The sequence below is a fragment of the Acinetobacter sp. YH16056_T genome (assembly GCF_024605895.1).
GTDB classification, from domain to species: Bacteria; Pseudomonadota; Gammaproteobacteria; order Pseudomonadales; family Moraxellaceae; genus Acinetobacter; species Acinetobacter amyesii.
The window spans coordinates 623678-639396 of sequence record NZ_CP094545.1 but is presented as its reverse complement, the minus strand read 5'-3'; the positions used below and the strand labels follow the sequence as shown (position 1 = coordinate 639396).

Annotated in this window: 13 protein-coding genes and 6 tRNA genes; 5 read left to right on the top strand and 14 right to left on the bottom strand. The window is 42.4% G+C overall.

Features of this window, described 5'->3' with window-relative positions:
• Complete coding sequence (locus tag MST17_RS03130; protein WP_180005407.1) at nucleotides 1–480, top strand: OmpA family protein; 480 nt, start codon at nucleotides 1–3, stop codon at nucleotides 478–480.
• Nucleotides 481–594: 114 nt separating this feature from the next.
• Here the strand turns inward: MST17_RS03130 and MST17_RS03125 are convergent.
• From MST17_RS03125 to secA, 10 genes are all read right to left on the bottom strand, one after another.
• Nucleotides 595–671: transfer RNA gene (locus tag MST17_RS03125), tRNA-Pro, on the bottom strand.
• A gap of 17 nt (nucleotides 672–688) precedes the next feature.
• Nucleotides 689–764 (bottom strand) — tRNA-His (locus MST17_RS03120).
• A gap of 105 nt (nucleotides 765–869) precedes the next feature.
• Nucleotides 870–946: transfer RNA gene (locus MST17_RS03115), tRNA-Pro, on the bottom strand.
• A gap of 3 nt (nucleotides 947–949) precedes the next feature.
• A tRNA-His gene (locus tag MST17_RS03110) sits at nucleotides 950–1025 on the bottom strand.
• Between the two features lie 44 nt (nucleotides 1026–1069).
• Nucleotides 1070–1146: transfer RNA gene (locus MST17_RS03105), tRNA-Arg, on the bottom strand.
• A gap of 45 nt (nucleotides 1147–1191) precedes the next feature.
• A tRNA-Pro gene (locus tag MST17_RS03100) sits at nucleotides 1192–1268 on the bottom strand.
• Between the two features lie 154 nt (nucleotides 1269–1422).
• Nucleotides 1423–2490, bottom strand: a complete 1068-nt coding sequence (gene nadA, locus MST17_RS03095; protein WP_078191211.1) for a quinolinate synthase NadA — start codon at nucleotides 2488–2490, stop codon at nucleotides 1423–1425.
• 153 nt (nucleotides 2491–2643) lie between these two features.
• Nucleotides 2644–3864: a bifunctional glutamate N-acetyltransferase/amino-acid acetyltransferase ArgJ gene (gene argJ, locus MST17_RS03090; RefSeq protein WP_180005408.1), complete on the bottom strand. Its 1221-nt coding sequence runs from the start codon at nucleotides 3862–3864 to the stop codon at nucleotides 2644–2646.
• 160 nt (nucleotides 3865–4024) lie between these two features.
• A complete protein-coding gene (locus MST17_RS03085; RefSeq protein ID WP_078191213.1) occupies nucleotides 4025–4381 on the bottom strand; it encodes a hypothetical protein in 357 nt (118 codons plus the stop codon).
• Nucleotides 4382–4525: 144 nt separating this feature from the next.
• Complete coding sequence (secA, locus tag MST17_RS03080; RefSeq protein WP_180011742.1) at nucleotides 4526–7249, bottom strand: preprotein translocase subunit SecA; 2724 nt, start codon at nucleotides 7247–7249, stop codon at nucleotides 4526–4528.
• Between the two features lie 337 nt (nucleotides 7250–7586).
• On the opposite strand from secA, the gene MST17_RS03075 reads away from it, so the two are divergent.
• The 3 genes from MST17_RS03075 to MST17_RS03065 all read left to right on the top strand — a co-directional run bounded on the left by MST17_RS03075 (nucleotide 7587) and on the right by MST17_RS03065 (nucleotide 9933).
• Nucleotides 7587–8222 carry a peroxiredoxin gene (locus MST17_RS03075; protein ID WP_180027136.1) on the top strand — a complete coding sequence of 212 codons (636 nt, stop codon included), beginning with the start codon at nucleotides 7587–7589 and terminating at the stop codon, nucleotides 8220–8222.
• Between the two features lie 294 nt (nucleotides 8223–8516).
• Nucleotides 8517–9344: an MBL fold metallo-hydrolase gene (locus tag MST17_RS03070; RefSeq protein WP_180027137.1), complete on the top strand. Its 828-nt coding sequence runs from the start codon at nucleotides 8517–8519 to the stop codon at nucleotides 9342–9344.
• Nucleotides 9334–9933, top strand: a complete 600-nt coding sequence (locus MST17_RS03065) for a dual specificity protein phosphatase family protein (RefSeq protein ID WP_180027138.1) — start codon at nucleotides 9334–9336, stop codon at nucleotides 9931–9933. Before MST17_RS03070 ends, MST17_RS03065 begins: the two co-directional genes overlap by 11 nt.
• 20 nt (nucleotides 9934–9953) lie before the next feature.
• On the opposite strand, the gene MST17_RS03060 is transcribed toward MST17_RS03065, so the two are convergent.
• From MST17_RS03060 to trpA, 4 genes are read right to left on the bottom strand one after another with little or no spacing between them, the layout of a single operon-like run.
• Nucleotides 9954–10973: an SPOR domain-containing protein gene (locus tag MST17_RS03060; RefSeq protein ID WP_373683938.1), complete on the bottom strand. Its 1020-nt coding sequence runs from the start codon at nucleotides 10971–10973 to the stop codon at nucleotides 9954–9956.
• On the bottom strand, nucleotides 10964–12247 hold the full coding sequence (gene folC, locus MST17_RS03055; protein ID WP_180027139.1) for a bifunctional tetrahydrofolate synthase/dihydrofolate synthase: 1284 nt from the start codon (nucleotides 12245–12247) through the stop codon (nucleotides 10964–10966). Before folC ends, MST17_RS03060 begins: the two co-directional genes overlap by 10 nt.
• Nucleotides 12244–13140 (bottom strand): acetyl-CoA carboxylase, carboxyltransferase subunit beta, encoded by an 897-nt coding sequence (gene accD, locus MST17_RS03050; protein ID WP_180005414.1) that lies wholly within the window; start codon nucleotides 13138–13140, stop codon nucleotides 12244–12246. Before accD ends, folC begins: the two co-directional genes overlap by 4 nt.
• The gene (gene trpA, locus MST17_RS03045) at nucleotides 13137–13940 is read right to left on the bottom strand and encodes a tryptophan synthase subunit alpha (protein WP_078191221.1); all 804 of its coding nucleotides are present in this window, start codon (nucleotides 13938–13940) and stop codon (nucleotides 13137–13139) included. The genes accD and trpA overlap by 4 nt, the downstream gene beginning before the upstream one ends.
• A 363-nt stretch (nucleotides 13941–14303) precedes the next feature.
• Here trpA and MST17_RS03040 point away from each other — a divergent pair, with 363 nt between their 5' ends.
• Nucleotides 14304–15638 (top strand): Na+/H+ antiporter NhaC family protein, encoded by a 1335-nt coding sequence (locus tag MST17_RS03040; RefSeq protein WP_180027140.1) that lies wholly within the window; start codon nucleotides 14304–14306, stop codon nucleotides 15636–15638.
• The last annotated feature ends 81 nt before the right edge of the window (nucleotides 15639–15719 follow it).

Below are 15719 nucleotides of genomic sequence, written 5' to 3'. Positions count from 1 at the left end.
ATGTTAAAGAACGCATTTAAAGTTTTATTTATACTTGCATTCACGGCCACTATGACAGCCTGCATGAGTTTAGGTAACTTAAGCTATAAACAAGCACGTATGCTTAAAAAAGAAGGTTTTGTCTTGACCAATGATGGTTGGACACTTGCCCTACCAGAACGACTTTTATTTGGTTTTGATGATTATCAAATACAACCTCACCAAGAAGGCAAACTAAATACCCTCGCCACTCAACTGATTAAATATGACCTAAACAAAATTAAGTTTATTGGTCATACGGATAATGTTGGACAAGCCAATTACAACCAACAACTGTCAGAAAAACGTGCGCAAAGCGTCGCAAACGTCTTTTTAAAGCAAGGTTATAACAGTTCAAATATTCAAATTATTGGCCGTGGTGCTGAACAGCCGATGGTTTCCAATGACACCGAAACAAATCGTGCCATCAACCGTCGTGTAAATGTCACCATCATCCCCTAAATAGCGGAATTTGGAAAAGCCACCTTCAGGTGGCTTTTTTATTTTTTATAAATTTCAGGCATAAAAAAACCGCTAAATGCGGCATCTTTTTCATAGTATTGCTTTTGAGATAAATGGTCGGAGCAGTAGGATTCGAACCTACGACCCCCTGGTCCCAAACCAGGTGCACTACCAGGCTGTGCTATGCTCCGCTTTCAACTTTAAAAGTTGGGGTGAATGATGGGATTCGAACCCACGACAACCGGAATCACAATCCGGGGCTCTACCAACTGAGCTACATCCACCATCATGTTCTTGCTTGTGAATAACCAATATAACGCATTTTAAATTACAGGCATAAAAAAACCGCTGTATGCGGTATCTTTTATCGACCGTTTTCTTTGAGAAAATGGTCGGAGCAGTAGGATTCGAACCTACGACCCCCTGGTCCCAAACCAGGTGCACTACCAGGCTGTGCTATGCTCCGAATTGGGGTGAATGATGGGATTCGAACCCACGACAACCGGAATCACAATCCGGGGCTCTACCAACTGAGCTACATCCACCATCACAACAAGTTTCAGATTCTAGTATCAGAACACCATTATAATGGCGCGCCTGACAGGATTCGAACCTGTGACCATCCGCTTAGAAGGCGGATGCTCTATCCAACTGAGCTACAGGCGCATTACCGATGACATAGACTATCACGCGATTTTTGCCTTGAGAAATTGGTCGGAGCAGTAGGATTCGAACCTACGACCCCCTGGTCCCAAACCAGGTGCACTACCAGGCTGTGCTATGCTCCGTTTCATCTCAGCTTTCGCTGTATCGCATATCGTGCGGTACGGTGTGCATTCTAGGCGTGACGTTGATTAACGTCAACACCTATCTTCAAAAAAACATAAAAAATCATTTCAAGCGATTATTTATCAAGCACTTTAATCATTTTTCAAGCAAAAATTAACGTTTTAAACTGGCACTGAAATTCAACATCCGATCTAAAGGCAATTTAGCACGCTCAGCCAATGCCGGATCTACAAAAATTTCCTGATCGCCTTTTTGTAAAACTTCCAGAATGCCATCCAATTCATTCATCGCCATCCAAGGGCAATGCGCACATGAACGACAAGTCGCTCCCTCACCTGCCGTCGGTGCTTCGATGAGAATTTTATTTGGTACAGCTTGCTGCATTTTATAAAAAATACCACGATCTGTTGCCACGATTAAACGTTCGTGTGGCAAGGTTTGTGCAGCTTTGATCAGTTGCGAGGTGCTACCGACGGCATCTGCAATATCCACCACAGATTCTGGTGACTCTGGATGCACCAAAACTGCTGCATCAGGATACAACGCTTTCATATTGGCAATACCACGCGCACGGAATTCTTCATGAACAATACATGCCCCATCCCATAGCAACATGTCTGCACCGGTTTTCTTTTGAATATAACGACCGAGATGCTGATCGGGTGCCCAAATAATTTTTTCGCCTAAACTATCTAAATGCTCAACAATTTCAACTGCACAGCTCGAGGTGACCACCCAATCTGCACGCGCTTTCACTGCTGCCGAGGTATTGGCATATACTACAACTGTATGATCCGGATGTGCATCGCAAAATTTAGTAAATTCATCGACCGGACAGCCCAAATCAAGTGAGCATGTTGCCTCTAGAGTAGGCATCAGTACGGTTTTTTCAGGAGATAAAATCTTCGAGGTCTCCCCCATGAATTTCACCCCTGCAACCACCAACGTCGTTGCTTCATGATCCCGACCAAAACGTGCCATTTCAAGTGAATCCGAAACGCACCCACCTGTCAGTTCTGCTAGTTCCTGCACTTCAGGATCACAGTAATAGTGTGCAACAAGGACAGCGTTACGTTTTTTGAGTTCCGCTTTAATTAATTCAAACTTTTCAAGCTTTGCAGCTTCCGTTAAGTGATGCTCTTTAACATCGCCCAAACGATCCAAATGCGCTTGTACAATTGATTTTGCTTCATTTGCAATTAAGTTGTTTGCATTATTCATCACAACGTCTTCTCTACCCTTAATGCCTGCTACTACACAGGTGCTTCACAACTGACCCATAAATATGGCACTTGGCTATTTTTTACCGGTCATTAAAAAGTTCCACTTATAAAAAAGCCTCACAACGGAGGCTTTTCAAAAACATCAAATATCTTATGAACGATAATCTGCATTAATCTTGACATAGTCATACGACAGATCACAGGTATACACAGTATCTTGAGCACTGCCACGCCCTAAATCTACACGGATCGTGATTTCAGATTTTTCCATCTCCGCAGCCCCTGCTGCTTCGGTATAATCTGCTGCTGCGCCACCATCTTTACAGATTTGAACATCACCCAACCAGACCTGAATTTTTTCAACATCTAAGTTTGGCACACCGGCATAACCAATTGCTGCCAAAATACGACCCCAGTTTGGATCTGATGCGAAGATTGCAGTTTTAACCAACGGTGAATGTGCAATGCTATAAGCAATATCACAACATTCTTGAGTATCTGCACCGCCTTCTACCGCCACAGTAATAAACTTCGTCGCACCTTCACCATCACGAACAATGAGCTGTGCAAGACGTTTCATCACACGTGTTAACACGTCTAAAACAGCAGCATAACGTGAATCTGTTTCTGAAGTAATTTCTACGCCACCAGCTTGACCCGTTGCAATCAAAATACATGAGTCATTCGTTGAGGTATCACCATCCACCGTAATACGGTTAAACGACAGGTTAACTGTGGTTTTCAAAAGTTGTTGCACTAACTCACGACTAATGGGTGCATCAGTTGCTACATAACTCAACATGGTCGCCATATTTGGACGAATCATGCCTGCACCTTTAGAAATACCAGTCATGGTATACAGAACCCCATCTAGCTCAAACTGCTCAGATGCACCTTTAGGTGTGGTATCTGTGGTCATAATGCCTGTTGCCGCATCCAACCAAGCATCTTCTTGTAAACTATCTAATGCGGGTTGCAAGCCTTGAACCAAACGATCAATAGGTAATTGCTCGCCAATTACACCCGTTGAAAAAGGAAGGACTTCTGTATTTTGAACACCTGCCAGTTCCGCCAGTTTCGCACATGTCGCTTCAGCATTTGCCATACCGATTTTGCCAGTACCTGCATTGGCATTTCCGGTGTTAATCACTAAATAACGTGGATTACCTGCTAATAAGTGCGCTTTCGAAATATGAACCGGCGCTGCACAAAATGCATTTTGAGTAAAAACGCCTGCAACATTAGAACCTTCAGCAAATTCAAAAATGACAAGGTCACGTCGGTTCTGATAGCGCACATACGCTTCAGCCGAACCGATTTTTACACCTTTCACCACATGCATCTGTGGCATAGATACGTCACCAACTGCCATTTTTCAACGTCCAACTATATGAGTTATAAAAAATACAGCTTAGTGCAAAAACTATAAAAAATCGAGCAGAAGCACGGTTTTGCTGTAATTTTATTGTGGATTTCTTTTGCACATAAAAAAACCAGTCTTCCGACTGGTCTTTACCACTGTTCGTCGTAAATTAGTTACGCGCCAGCTGAGTTGCTTCATCAAGAAGCACTTGTTTCGCTTTTTGTTGACTCGCAGCAGAAAGTGCTGGGTTTTCAGCCACAATACGGTCAGCATTCGCCGCATTGGCTGCTGCAATTTTCGCAGTTTGCAATACGATCGGACGATTTGGATTGGCAAAGGTATAGCGAATACCCGTACGCGGGCTTGCTACAGTCACTTGACCGTCAGTACCAACCTGTACTTGAGTTGTTGTTGGACCAACTGCTTGTTGAACTTTCTCGACAGAAGTCGTCTGAGGAGCGTTTGCAAAGGCAAAAGTTGGCAAAGCCAAAGCAGCAATCATGAACGGTTTTAGTACTTTTTTCATTGTCTTTTCCGTCTTACGGTTATTGATAGAAACTAAATAACATTTAATCTGCTGAACTGCAAATACTATTCAGGTCAGATCAGCAGTGTAAATTAAAAATCAGAGCGCGAAGGCTCTGATTTATTTGAAATTAAACAATGCTGTTTAAATTTTACCGTGACACTGTTTATATTTCAGACCTGAACCACATGGGCACGGTGAGTTACGGCTTTCCGGTGGCACAATCACTTGCTCTGCAGGTGTATATTGCGCATCGATAATGTCATCACCATTAGCTTCAGCCAATAAATTATCAAAGTCATTGTGTGACAATTGAAGATTCATTGATTCTGCTTGAGCCTGTTTTTGAGCTTCCATTTCTGCAAGTTCTTCGGCTGTTGGTACATGAATACGAGATAAATCTGTCACGACATCTGACTTAATCACCGCAAGCATGTTTACAAATAAGTTAAAGGCTTCTTTTTTGTATTCTTGCTCAGGATTTTTCTGCGCATAACCACGTAAATGAATCCCTTGACGTAAGTAATCCATCGCTGCCAAATGCTCTTTCCAATGGCGGTCCAATGAATTCAGCATAAAGTGACGTTCTAGCATTGCAGCTGTTTCGTCACCCATTTGCGTACGACGTGAGCGGTAGTGCTGAAGAACTTCATCAGTAATACGTTCAACCAAAGCTTCTTCATCTAAACGACGATCTTGCTCTAGCCACTGTGAAATTGGCAGTTCAATCGATAGATCTTCACGAAGTGCTTTTTCAAGACCTTCAATATCCCATTGATCGTGAATAGACTCGGGTGGAATATATACTTCGATCATGCCTTTAGTCACATCGTGAATCATTGTTTCGATGTAATCTTGCAATGATGCTTCTTCAAGAATTTCATCACGTTGAGAGTAAATAATCTTACGTTGCTCGTTGTTTACGTCATCGTATTTCAATAGATTTTTACGAATATCGAAGTTACGTGCTTCAACTTTACGTTGTGCATTTTCAATCGAACGTGACACCATTTTATGTTCAATGGCTTCATCTTCTTTCAGACCCATGGCACGCATCATTGCAACTACGCGATCACCCGCGAAGATACGCATCAAGTCATCTTCAAGCGACAAGTAGAAACGTGATACACCTGGGTCACCTTGACGGCCCGCACGACCACGTAACTGGTTATCAATACGACGAGATTCATGACGTTCTGAACCAATGATGTGTAAACCACCAGAGTTCAGCACCATTTCATGATTTTGTTCCCACTCTGCTTTCAAACGTGCTTCATCTGCTTCAGTCGGCTCTTCAATCTTCGCCAGCAACGCTTTCCAGTTACCACCTAACAGAATATCAGTACCACGACCAGCCATGTTAGTCGCAATGGTCACTGCACGAGGTGAACCCGCTTGCGCAATAATATCCGCTTCACGCTCATGTTGTTTCGCATTAAGTACTTCATGTTGAATACCAGCTTCTTTCAGCTTATCTGATAAAATTTCAGAGGCTTCAATGGTTGCTGTACCAATCAGAATCGGTGCAACACCCGCCTCATGAACACGTTGAATTTCTTGAATGATGGCGTTGTATTTACCTTCACGATTTAAATAAATTAAATCGTTTTGGTCATTACGAATCATCGGGCGATGGGTTGGAATAAGTACAACATCCAAGCCATAAATTTCTTTCATCTCTGCAGCTTCAGTATCTGCTGTACCCGTCATCCCTGATAATTTTTTGTATAGACGGAAATAGTTCTGGAATGTTGTAGTTGCTAAAGTTTGGTTTTCAGGTTGAATTTCCAAACCTTCTTTTGCTTCCACTGCTTGATGCAAACCTTCTGACCAACGGCGACCCGGCATGGTACGACCAGTGTTTTCATCGACAATGATCACTTCACCTTCGTGGATGATGTAATGCACGTTGCGTTGGTATAGGTAATGCGCACGAATGGCCGCAGAAACATGGTGCACCAAGTTTAAATTAGCAGATGAATATAGACTTTCACCTTCAGCAAGCAAGCCCATTTGAATCAATTCAGCTTCAACAGTTTCATAACCGACTTCGGTCATTTCTACTGAGCGCTGTTTTTCGTCAATCCAGAAGTGACCACCATCTGGTACCTTCTCTTCTTTTTGTGCATGAAGTTTTGGTGGAATGCTGTTAATGGCAGCATACAACTGTGATGAGTCTTCTGATTGACCAGAAATGATCAAAGGTGTACGTGCCTCATCAATCAGGATCGAATCGACCTCATCGATGATGGCATAGGTTAAGCTGCGCTGTTTTTTCTCAGCAGCAGAAAACACCATGTTGTCACGCAAGTAATCGAAACCGAATTCGTTGTTGGTACCGTAAGTAATGTCAGCACGATACGCTTGAGCTTTTTCAGTTGGGTCTTGCATTGAGTAAATAATCCCAATGCTTAAACCTAAAAATTCGAATAATGGACGGTTTAATTCAGCATCACGTTGCGCCAAGTAATCGTTCACCGTAATCACGTGAACACCTTCACCATTGATCGCATTGAGGTAACAAGCAAGCGTTCCCATGAGGGTTTTACCTTCACCGGTACGCATCTCTGCGATCTTACCTTCATGTAAAGTAATACCACCAATCAGCTGTACATCATAATGACGCATGCCCATGACACGCTTTGCAGCTTCACGACAAACAGCAAACGCTTCAGGTAATAATTTATCAAGGCTGTCGCCTTTTTTATAACGTTCTTTGAATTCTTCAGTTTTTGCAGATAAGTCTGCATCGCTTAGAACAGATATCGTCGGCTCGAGCGCATTAATCTTCTCTACGATTTTACGCATGCGTTTGAGTTCGCGCTCATTTTTGGTACCGAAGATTCCTCCGATCAGACTTGCCAACATGAATAGACTCTCTAAATCTTGCTTGTCAAATGAATATATTTTCTTAGTCGTTATTATGGTGCTAGAAATTCGAAGTACAAGGGTTTTGCACAAAAATCCCCTTAAATATTCTGCGCTCGGGTTCTAGCCCCGGAGACTTAAGGCAAGCTAATGTAACAAATTTTCTGCAGACAACATAGTGACTCTGTCGTGAGATATTTCGCATTTATCCCCCAATAAAACTGTTTTATATGAAATATATTCATAAAGAAATGAAAAAACACTATTTTTAATCATAAAAAAAATCCTTCATATTTATTTTTGAGTTAAACAAATTCAATAAATACGGGGATATTCCATGACGATTCGTTTAGGTGATACTGCACCAGACTTTACTCAAGACTCAAGCGAAGGCAGCATTCATTTTTATAACTTTTTAGGTGACAGTTGGGGCATTTTATTTTCGCATCCAGCCGATTACACCCCAGTCTGCACCACAGAACTTGGATTTACCGCAAAACTAAAAGATGAATTTAGCAAACGTGGTGTCAAGGCCATTGCCCTGTCTGTTGATGATGTTGAGTCGCATCATGGTTGGATTAATGACATTAATAATACTCAAAATACCACGGTGAACTTCCCGATCATTGCAGACAAAGACCGTAAAGTGTCTACCCTTTATGATTTCATTCACCCCAATGCCAGCGAAACATTAACTGTTCGCTCTTTGGTGATCATCGATCCAAATAAAAAGGTCCGTTTAATCATTACTTATCCTGCATCTACAGGGCGTAACTTCCATGAAATTTTACGTGTCATTGACTCTTTGCAACTGACAGACAACCATAAAGTTGCAACACCGGCCAACTGGCAACAAGGTGAAGATGTGGTGATTGTGCCGTCATTAAAAGATGAAGAGGAAATCAAACAACGCTTTCCTCAAGGATATAACGCAGTTACGCCTTACCTTCGTTTAACGCCTCAACCTAAGTGAGGATAAAACGGAGCATTACGCTGTCCGAGCGCAAGATAAGAAGCTCTGCTGTGAGTGACCAAAGCGAAGGTACAAATTTAACTATTTTTAAGTGCAGCACCTAAGTAAACTAAGGATCATAACCATAGTTAATATAGTTTTCCCCCTTCAGAACGAATGACGAGCCCGTTCTGGCATTCTCCAACCTGCTCATCTCCGGATGAGCTTTTTTTGATTACAAATTCCTCTCAGGGATTAGATTGGTTAAACATCACAATTCCGTTATAACTAAGAAAAACTTGAAAACAACAAACCGTGATTCATCAAATTCATCATTTACATTGTGGTAGTTTTTGTCCAACGTGTGCCCCTTTATTTGGACAGAAAGGCTTTCGCGCACATTTGGTCTGTCATTGCCTGCTCATTGAAACCGATAAAGGGCTCGTCTTAGTCGATACAGGACTGGGCTTACAAGATTATTTGCATCCACAAAATCGTTTAGGTCGGTTTATTTCACGCACAGCGCAGATCAAATTTAATCCGCAACTGAGTGCGATTCATCAAATTCAAAAATTAGGCTTTAAGGCTCAAGATGTTCAACACATTTTGTTGTCACACTTAGATTTTGATCATGCTGGCGGGATCTCTGATTTTCCGCAGGCGACTGTGCATGTCTTAGCCAGTGAATATAATGCCACTCAAAACCTTCATAGCTTAAAATCACGACTGCGCTATCGACCACAGCAATTCCAACTGCATCGTTATTGGAATTTTATCGAAAGCATCGGGACGCAAGCATGGTTTAACTTAGAACACACTGCCGGTCTATCTATTTTTCAAGATGACATTTTAATGCTTCCACTTTTGGGACATACCGCTGGTCATGCCGGTATTGCGATTAAAAATAACCAGCGCTGGTTGTTATATTGCGGCGATGCTTATTACTCACAGCATCAATTAAATCCAAATTTTCATTCGCGGGCCTTAAATCAGCTTGAACGTTTATTTGCCACCGACAATACACAGCGACTGCACACACTTCATAAGATTCAGCAGTTAGCACAGCATCCGGACATCGATCTCATCTGCGCACATGACCCATTCGAACTCGCTCGCCATCAGAACACAAGCAATGACCGCTAAAATCCTGCCAATGATCCTCCTTAGTGTTAGCTTCAGCTTCACGGGTTGCATGACATCAAATCCATTACCGTTAAATGAACGTCCTCAGCATTGGGGAAAAGTCGTTCATCAACAGCATAATTTTTATCAAATCAGCCCAACAGTATTTCGCAGTGAACAACCTGATGTAGATCTCGCCCCTGTTCTACGAGAACAGCACATCGATGTGATCATAAATTTACGTTCACGGCACCATGACCCAGAACGCTTAGACAACGCTATTGATATGCAAAAGATTAATTTTGTACATATTCCGATACACACGTGGCAAATCGATCGTGAAGATTTATTGGCGGTGATGAAAACCATAAAAGTGGCTGAACAACAGCAGCAAAAAGTATTAATCTATTGCTACCACGGCTCAGACCGTACAGGCGCGAGTGCGGCCATGTACCGTATAATTTTTCAGCATTGGTCCATTGAGGAAGCAAAACGTGAAATGAAACAAGGTGGCTATGGCTTCCACCCTATTTGGAAAAATATTGACCGTTTATTCAGCCCTGAAAATATAAAATGGATTCAGCAACAACTACTGAATCCATCTTATTAAAGGTCATTTCTCAAATAAACTTAGCGTTTATCGAGAGGTACCCAATCAATCACCCAAGCCGATTTCATATTCAAACTTGCATCTGAATTGATCTTTTTACGTGTTGCGTCCGCAGCATCACGGTCCTTCGAAGGGCCAACCATAATACGAATGCCTTTAGATGTAGGACTCTTCGTCACTTTATAGCCTTTTGCACGTAATTTTGCAGCGACGGCATCTGCATTGGCTTCATTGGCAGCTAGAGCAACTTGTACCATCCATTGCTTATCGCCATTTTCCAACAGATCACGTGCTTTTTCAGCTTCAGCTTTTTTCTTGGCTTCGGCTTTACGCTTTTCTTCTGCCTTGTGTTTTTCTTCGGCTTTACGCTTTTCTTCTGCCTTGTGTTTTTCTTCGGCTTTACGCTTTTCTTCAGCCTGTTGCTTCGCTTCGGCTGCTTTCTTATCTGCTGCTTTTTTCTCAGCTTCAGCATGTGCTTTACGTTCAGCTTCTTTTTGAGCATCCGCTTTACGTTTTGCTTCGGCTTTTTGTTTATCTGCTGCGATACGTGCCTGATCAGCCTTTTGCTGCGCCGACTGAGTCTCTAACTTTTTTTGAGCCGCCAACTTATCCTCAGCTAAACGCTTTTGCTTGGCTTTTTCATCTTCAACCAATTCGGGCGGAATATTATCCGAACTTTGTTGAGCTGAACGATGTGCGTTTAAAGCTGCATATTCTTCTGCTGCTTTACGTGCTGCATCCGCTTCCGCTTGTTGTTGCATCGCTAAAAATTCTGCTGCACGTGCTTCTTGCTCCGCAACCGATTTTTCACGGGTACGTCGTTGTTCTTCGAGCAAACGCTTTTCAGTTTCAACATCAACAGTCAATGATGACATTTTACCCGCACCCTGACCTTGTTGCTCAACTTGAGCCATTTCAGGGGTTTGGCTTTGATTTTGATGTATTTCTTCTTTGCCTTTAAGTAAAAGTGCGGCCAGCAGTACACCACCACCTAATAAAACAACACCACCCATCCAGCGTTGTTTGTTATTCATTGACATTCTTCCAGATACTCCCATACCGCTTCTAAGGTATGAAATGAACCACATACCAGAATCAGCTGATTATTCTTTGTTTCTTCCAGCGCGGACTTAAAAGCTAATTGCACATTGTCATAATGTTCTACGACTTGATGCTGCAGTGCGCTATCCAATTGTGTGATAGATGCCGCACGTGGCACATTTAATTGTGCAATTTTCCACATTCTTACCGTATCTTTCAATAAGTTAACGACAGAATTTATGTCTTTATCAGTCAGCATGGAGAAAACGCTGATCACTTCTGTGTATTGTTTATTGTACTGGAGAAAATTTCGCAATTGCTTTAACAAAAATTCAACACCATGCGGGTTATGTCCCGCATCGAAAATCACCGTTTTACCTGCAATTTCTCTAACTTCAAAACGGCCTTGTAACTTGGCATTGATAATCCCTTGAGCGATCGACTGCTGAGAGACCACCAAACCACTAGCTAATATTGCTGCTACAGCCGTAGAGATATTTTCGAGTGCCAAAGAACCCACGGGTAGTTTTAAGGTTGAACCTGATGAGGCAAACATCCAAGATTGTCCATCATCACTGTACTGATAAAAATAATCACGATTGAGTACATGTAAAGCGGCTTGGCAATCTTCTGCTTTTTGACGAATAGCTTCAGGCAAAACTTGCTGCCCACCAAAAATTACGGGAATATTCGGACGAATAATTCCTGCTTTCTCAAAAGCAATTTTTTCAATGGTGTCGCCCAACCAATCGGTATGGTCTAAACCAATATTGGTAATCACTGCAACATCTGGATCGACAACATTGACTACATCAAGTCGACCACCTAGGCCTACTTCAAGTACCCATACATCACAATGTTGTTGTTTAAAAATAACAAAAGCGGCCAAAGTGGTCGCTTCAAAAAAAGATAAACTTAATTCACATTCACGACGCGCCTGATCAACAGCTACAAAAGCATCAATCAGGGTTTGGTCGGCTACTTCAACACCTTGAAGCTTTACACGTTCATTGAATCGATAGATATGCGGTGATTGGTATAGCCCCACGTTATAACCTTGGGCATTTAAAATCGCAGCCAAAGTGGTCGTGGTTGAACCTTTACCGTTTGTTCCCGCGACCGTCAGCACTTTCGCATCAGGCTGGGTTACACCTAGTCGTTCCGCAACAGGAATTACCCGCTCCAGTCCTAAATCAATACCCGTAACATGAACATGGCTCCAATAATCGAGCCATGTGTTTAAAGAATCAGTTGCAAGTGGTGCTGTGTTCAAGGCAAGTTCATCAATTTCGCTACAATACGATAAACTGTATCACGTAATGCATGACGGTGGACAATTTGATCGACTACACCATGATCAAGCAAGTATTCTGCACGTTGGAACGGTTCTTCCAATTTTTCACGTACAGTTTGCTCAATTACACGCTTACCAGCAAAACCAATCATGGCTTTCGGTTCAGCCAAGTGAACATCACCGAGCATTGCCAATGATGCAGTCACACCACCATAGACTGGATGTGTCAGCACCACTAGATAAGGCAAGCCAGCATCTTTCATTTTTTGGATGGCAGCAGAAGTACGCGCCATTTGCATGAGTGACAACATGCCTTCTTGCATACGTGCACCGCCAGAGGCAGCGAAGCAAATAAGCGGTTGTTTTGCTTTAATCGCAAGTTCAGCCGCTTGAACAAAACGGTCACCAACCACAGTGCCCATTGAACCGCCCATGAAATCAAATTCAAATGCGGTTGCAATCATTGGAATGCCTTTCAGCGTTCCTTGCATCACCACTAAAGCTTCTGTTTCACCGGTTTTCTTCTGCGCTTCAGACATACGGTCTGGATACGCTTTGCTATCTACAAATTTAAGTGGATCTTTGGCTTTAAATTCTTGACCCAATTCTTTTTGTACTTGGTCAAAGAACCAGTTCAAACGATCACGCGCTTTCATTCGCAAGTGTTCATCACACTGCGGACAAACGTAGGCATTAAATGACATTGCAGTACGAGTCACAAGTGCATGACACTCAGGACATTCAATCGTCGGCTCAGTAAATGTCGCCTTTAATGCTTGCTGTTCATCAGGTACATGAATACCTGGTACCGCACGCTCTGTCCATGGCGTAGATGCGCTCAGAATTTTGCCTGTTTTTGCGTCTTGACTCATACTAACTCATCGAGCGCAGCTCGAAGCTCCTTCACTTTATTCACTGTTTCGATTACAGCTTGTTCTGGCGCTAAGTTTGCAAATTGTTTAACAAAAGCACTACCTACAATCACCGCATCTGCAGCCACACCCATGGCTTTCGCCGATGCTGCATCACTGATACCAAAGCCAACGCCAACTGGTACCTGAGTATACGATTTGATTTTTTGAATACGTGCCGCAGCTTCAGCAACGTCTAAAGTCGCTGCACCTGTCACACCTTTCAAAGAAACATAGTAGATAAATCCACTGGCTTGTTTCACCACATGCTGAATACGTTCATCAGTGGATGTTGGCGCAAGTAAGAAGATTTGATCCATGTCGTATTTTTTCAATACTGCATCTAGATCTTTTGCTTCTTCTGGTGGAAGGTCCACCAAGAGCACGCCATCTACACCGCATTCATGTGCATAGGCAACAAACTTTTCATAGCCGATTACTTCAACAGGGTTTAAATAGCCCATCAGTACTACTGGTGTTTCTGTATCGTTTTTACGGAACTCTTTCACCATGTTCAAGGCATCTAGAGTATTGGTTCCTGCAGCAAGCGCACGCTCAGCAGCAAGTGCAATAACAGGACCATCCGCCATTGGGTCTGAAAATGGAAGACCCAATTCGATCACATCTACACCTGCCTCAACCATTTGATGTAACAAAGGTACCGTTACTTGTGGATGAGGGTCACCAGCCATAACATAAGAAACCAAGGCCTTACGCTGTTGAGATTTAAGCGTTCCAAATCGAGTGGCTAAACGTGACATAGGGTTATACTTTCCTTGAATGAATCAAAACTATGATGTGGGTTTTGTCGAAATACAAGACATCGCATTGTAACGCTATTTTTTACCCATTGAACAGGGTATACAATCCTCAGTCGGCATTTCTCATGCAAACATAATTTTCCAGAACAACCCGAAAGCATCATTTACCGATATTTCAGTTTTTTTCACAATGATCAAAGATGCCTAATTTTAGGATCTGGCAAAATTATAAGGTTTTAGATTAACTTAATTTTATCATCAAAAAAATGTTAAAAATAACAGGCTTAGCATTTACATTTTAATTTTCCTTAAATTGCAAAACCTGCTTTATACTAGCCGCATACTTTTATTTTTTTATCTCCTATGTCCTCCGATTCACAAGTGAAAGTGCCTGCTCGGGCATTTGCACTGCTCCCGCTTATTGTTTTTCTGACCATTTTTTTGGGCAGTGGTATTTACCATTCCATCATTGGAACTGAGTTTGCGTTCTATCAAGTGAAAGCGCCAGTCGCTGCTCTTCCTGCGATTGTATTGGCAATTTTGCTCTATCGCGGCAAGATAAATGACGCGATTGATACCTTTATGAAAGGTGCCAGCCACCCGAATTTGATCTTAATGTTCATGGTCTTTATGCTCGCTGGTGCTTTTGCCAGTGTCAGCAGTGCCATCGGTAGTGTCGATGCAACAGTGCAATTGGGACTATCGGTAATTGCGCCTGAGTTCGTGCTGCCTATGCTGTTTATTATTGCGGCCTTTATTGCCACAGCGATGGGAACCTCCATGGGCACTATTGCAGCCTGTGCACCAATTGCCTTTGGTTTTACTCAAGTCACCGAAATTGAAGTGGTGTATGCCATTGGTGCTGTGGTCGGTGGTGCTATGTTTGGTGATAATCTGTCGATGATTTCAGATACCACCATTGCTGCAACGAACAGTCAAAAAGTTCAACTTCGCGATAAATTTAAGGTCAATGTCTGGATTGCTGTTCCTGCATCGATCGTCAGCATCTGTATCTATTTAATTATGAGTCAAGGTTCACAAGCGATTGAACACAAAGCTTATAATGCGTGGCTAATCCTGCCGTATTTAGCCGTATTTATTTTGGCCTTTTCACGTTTGCACGTGCTTGCTGTGCTGACTATTGGTGTCTTACTGTCTGGTTTGATTGGTTTGGTGATTCAACCTGAATTTAATTTTTTAAGCTTAAATAATTCTATTTATGAGGGCTTTACCGGCATGTTTGAAGTTGCCCTGCTTTCTATTTTCTTAGGTGGTATTTCTGCCATTATGCAAAAAGAAGGCGGTTTAGAATGGCTGATTCAACGTATTTACAGCATGACACGCTGCTTTAAAGTTGGTGCCGAACGCGCGGGTGAAATTGGTATCAGTTTCTTGGTGAGTTTCTCCAACCTATTTGTGGCAAACAACACTGTCGCAATTATTTTATCTGGTGACATGGCACGTGAAGTCGCGAAAGAATATGGTGTAGACCCTAAACGTGCTGCTGCGCTCTTGGATATTTTCTCTTGCGTAGTCCAAGGTCTCATTCCTTATGGCGCACAGCTGTTACTGGCTTGTTCGATCGCAAAACTTTCGCCTGTGGAACTGATTGGTAGTGTGTATTACTGTTGGGTCTTGGCGATCTTTGCCATCCTTGCCATTTTACTTCGTTATCCAAAATTAAAAGCTGCGGCATAAGCTTGGCTTAAAAGAAAAGCGGTCGTTTGACCGCTTTTTTTAATGTTGTTTGAAAGGCTTTTCTTGACGAGCAATCTGCAA

What these genes read in the sequence shown, in the direction of transcription:
- MST17_RS03130 (WP_180005407.1), top strand. Translation starts at nt 1, where the DNA reads ATGTTAAAGAACGCATTTAAAGTTTTATTTATACTTGCATTCACGGCC.
- nadA (WP_078191211.1), bottom strand. Translation starts at nt 2,490, where the DNA reads ATGAATAATGCAAACAACTTAATTGCAAATGAAGCAAAATCAATTGTA.
- argJ (WP_180005408.1), bottom strand. Translation starts at nt 3,864, where the DNA reads ATGGCAGTTGGTGACGTATCTATGCCACAGATGCATGTGGTGAAAGGT.
- MST17_RS03085 (WP_078191213.1), bottom strand. Translation starts at nt 4,381, where the DNA reads ATGAAAAAAGTACTAAAACCGTTCATGATTGCTGCTTTGGCTTTGCCA.
- secA (WP_180011742.1), bottom strand. Translation starts at nt 7,249, where the DNA reads ATGTTGGCAAGTCTGATCGGAGGAATCTTCGGTACCAAAAATGAGCGC.
- MST17_RS03075 (WP_180027136.1), top strand. Translation starts at nt 7,587, where the DNA reads ATGACGATTCGTTTAGGTGATACTGCACCAGACTTTACTCAAGACTCA.
- MST17_RS03065 (WP_180027138.1), top strand. Translation starts at nt 9,334, where the DNA reads ATGACCGCTAAAATCCTGCCAATGATCCTCCTTAGTGTTAGCTTCAGC.
- MST17_RS03060 (WP_373683938.1), bottom strand. Translation starts at nt 10,973, where the DNA reads ATGTCAATGAATAACAAACAACGCTGGATGGGTGGTGTTGTTTTATTA.
- accD (WP_180005414.1), bottom strand. Translation starts at nt 13,140, where the DNA reads ATGAGTCAAGACGCAAAAACAGGCAAAATTCTGAGCGCATCTACGCCA.
- trpA (WP_078191221.1), bottom strand. Translation starts at nt 13,940, where the DNA reads ATGTCACGTTTAGCCACTCGATTTGGAACGCTTAAATCTCAACAGCGT.
- MST17_RS03040 (WP_180027140.1), top strand. Translation starts at nt 14,304, where the DNA reads ATGTCCTCCGATTCACAAGTGAAAGTGCCTGCTCGGGCATTTGCACTG.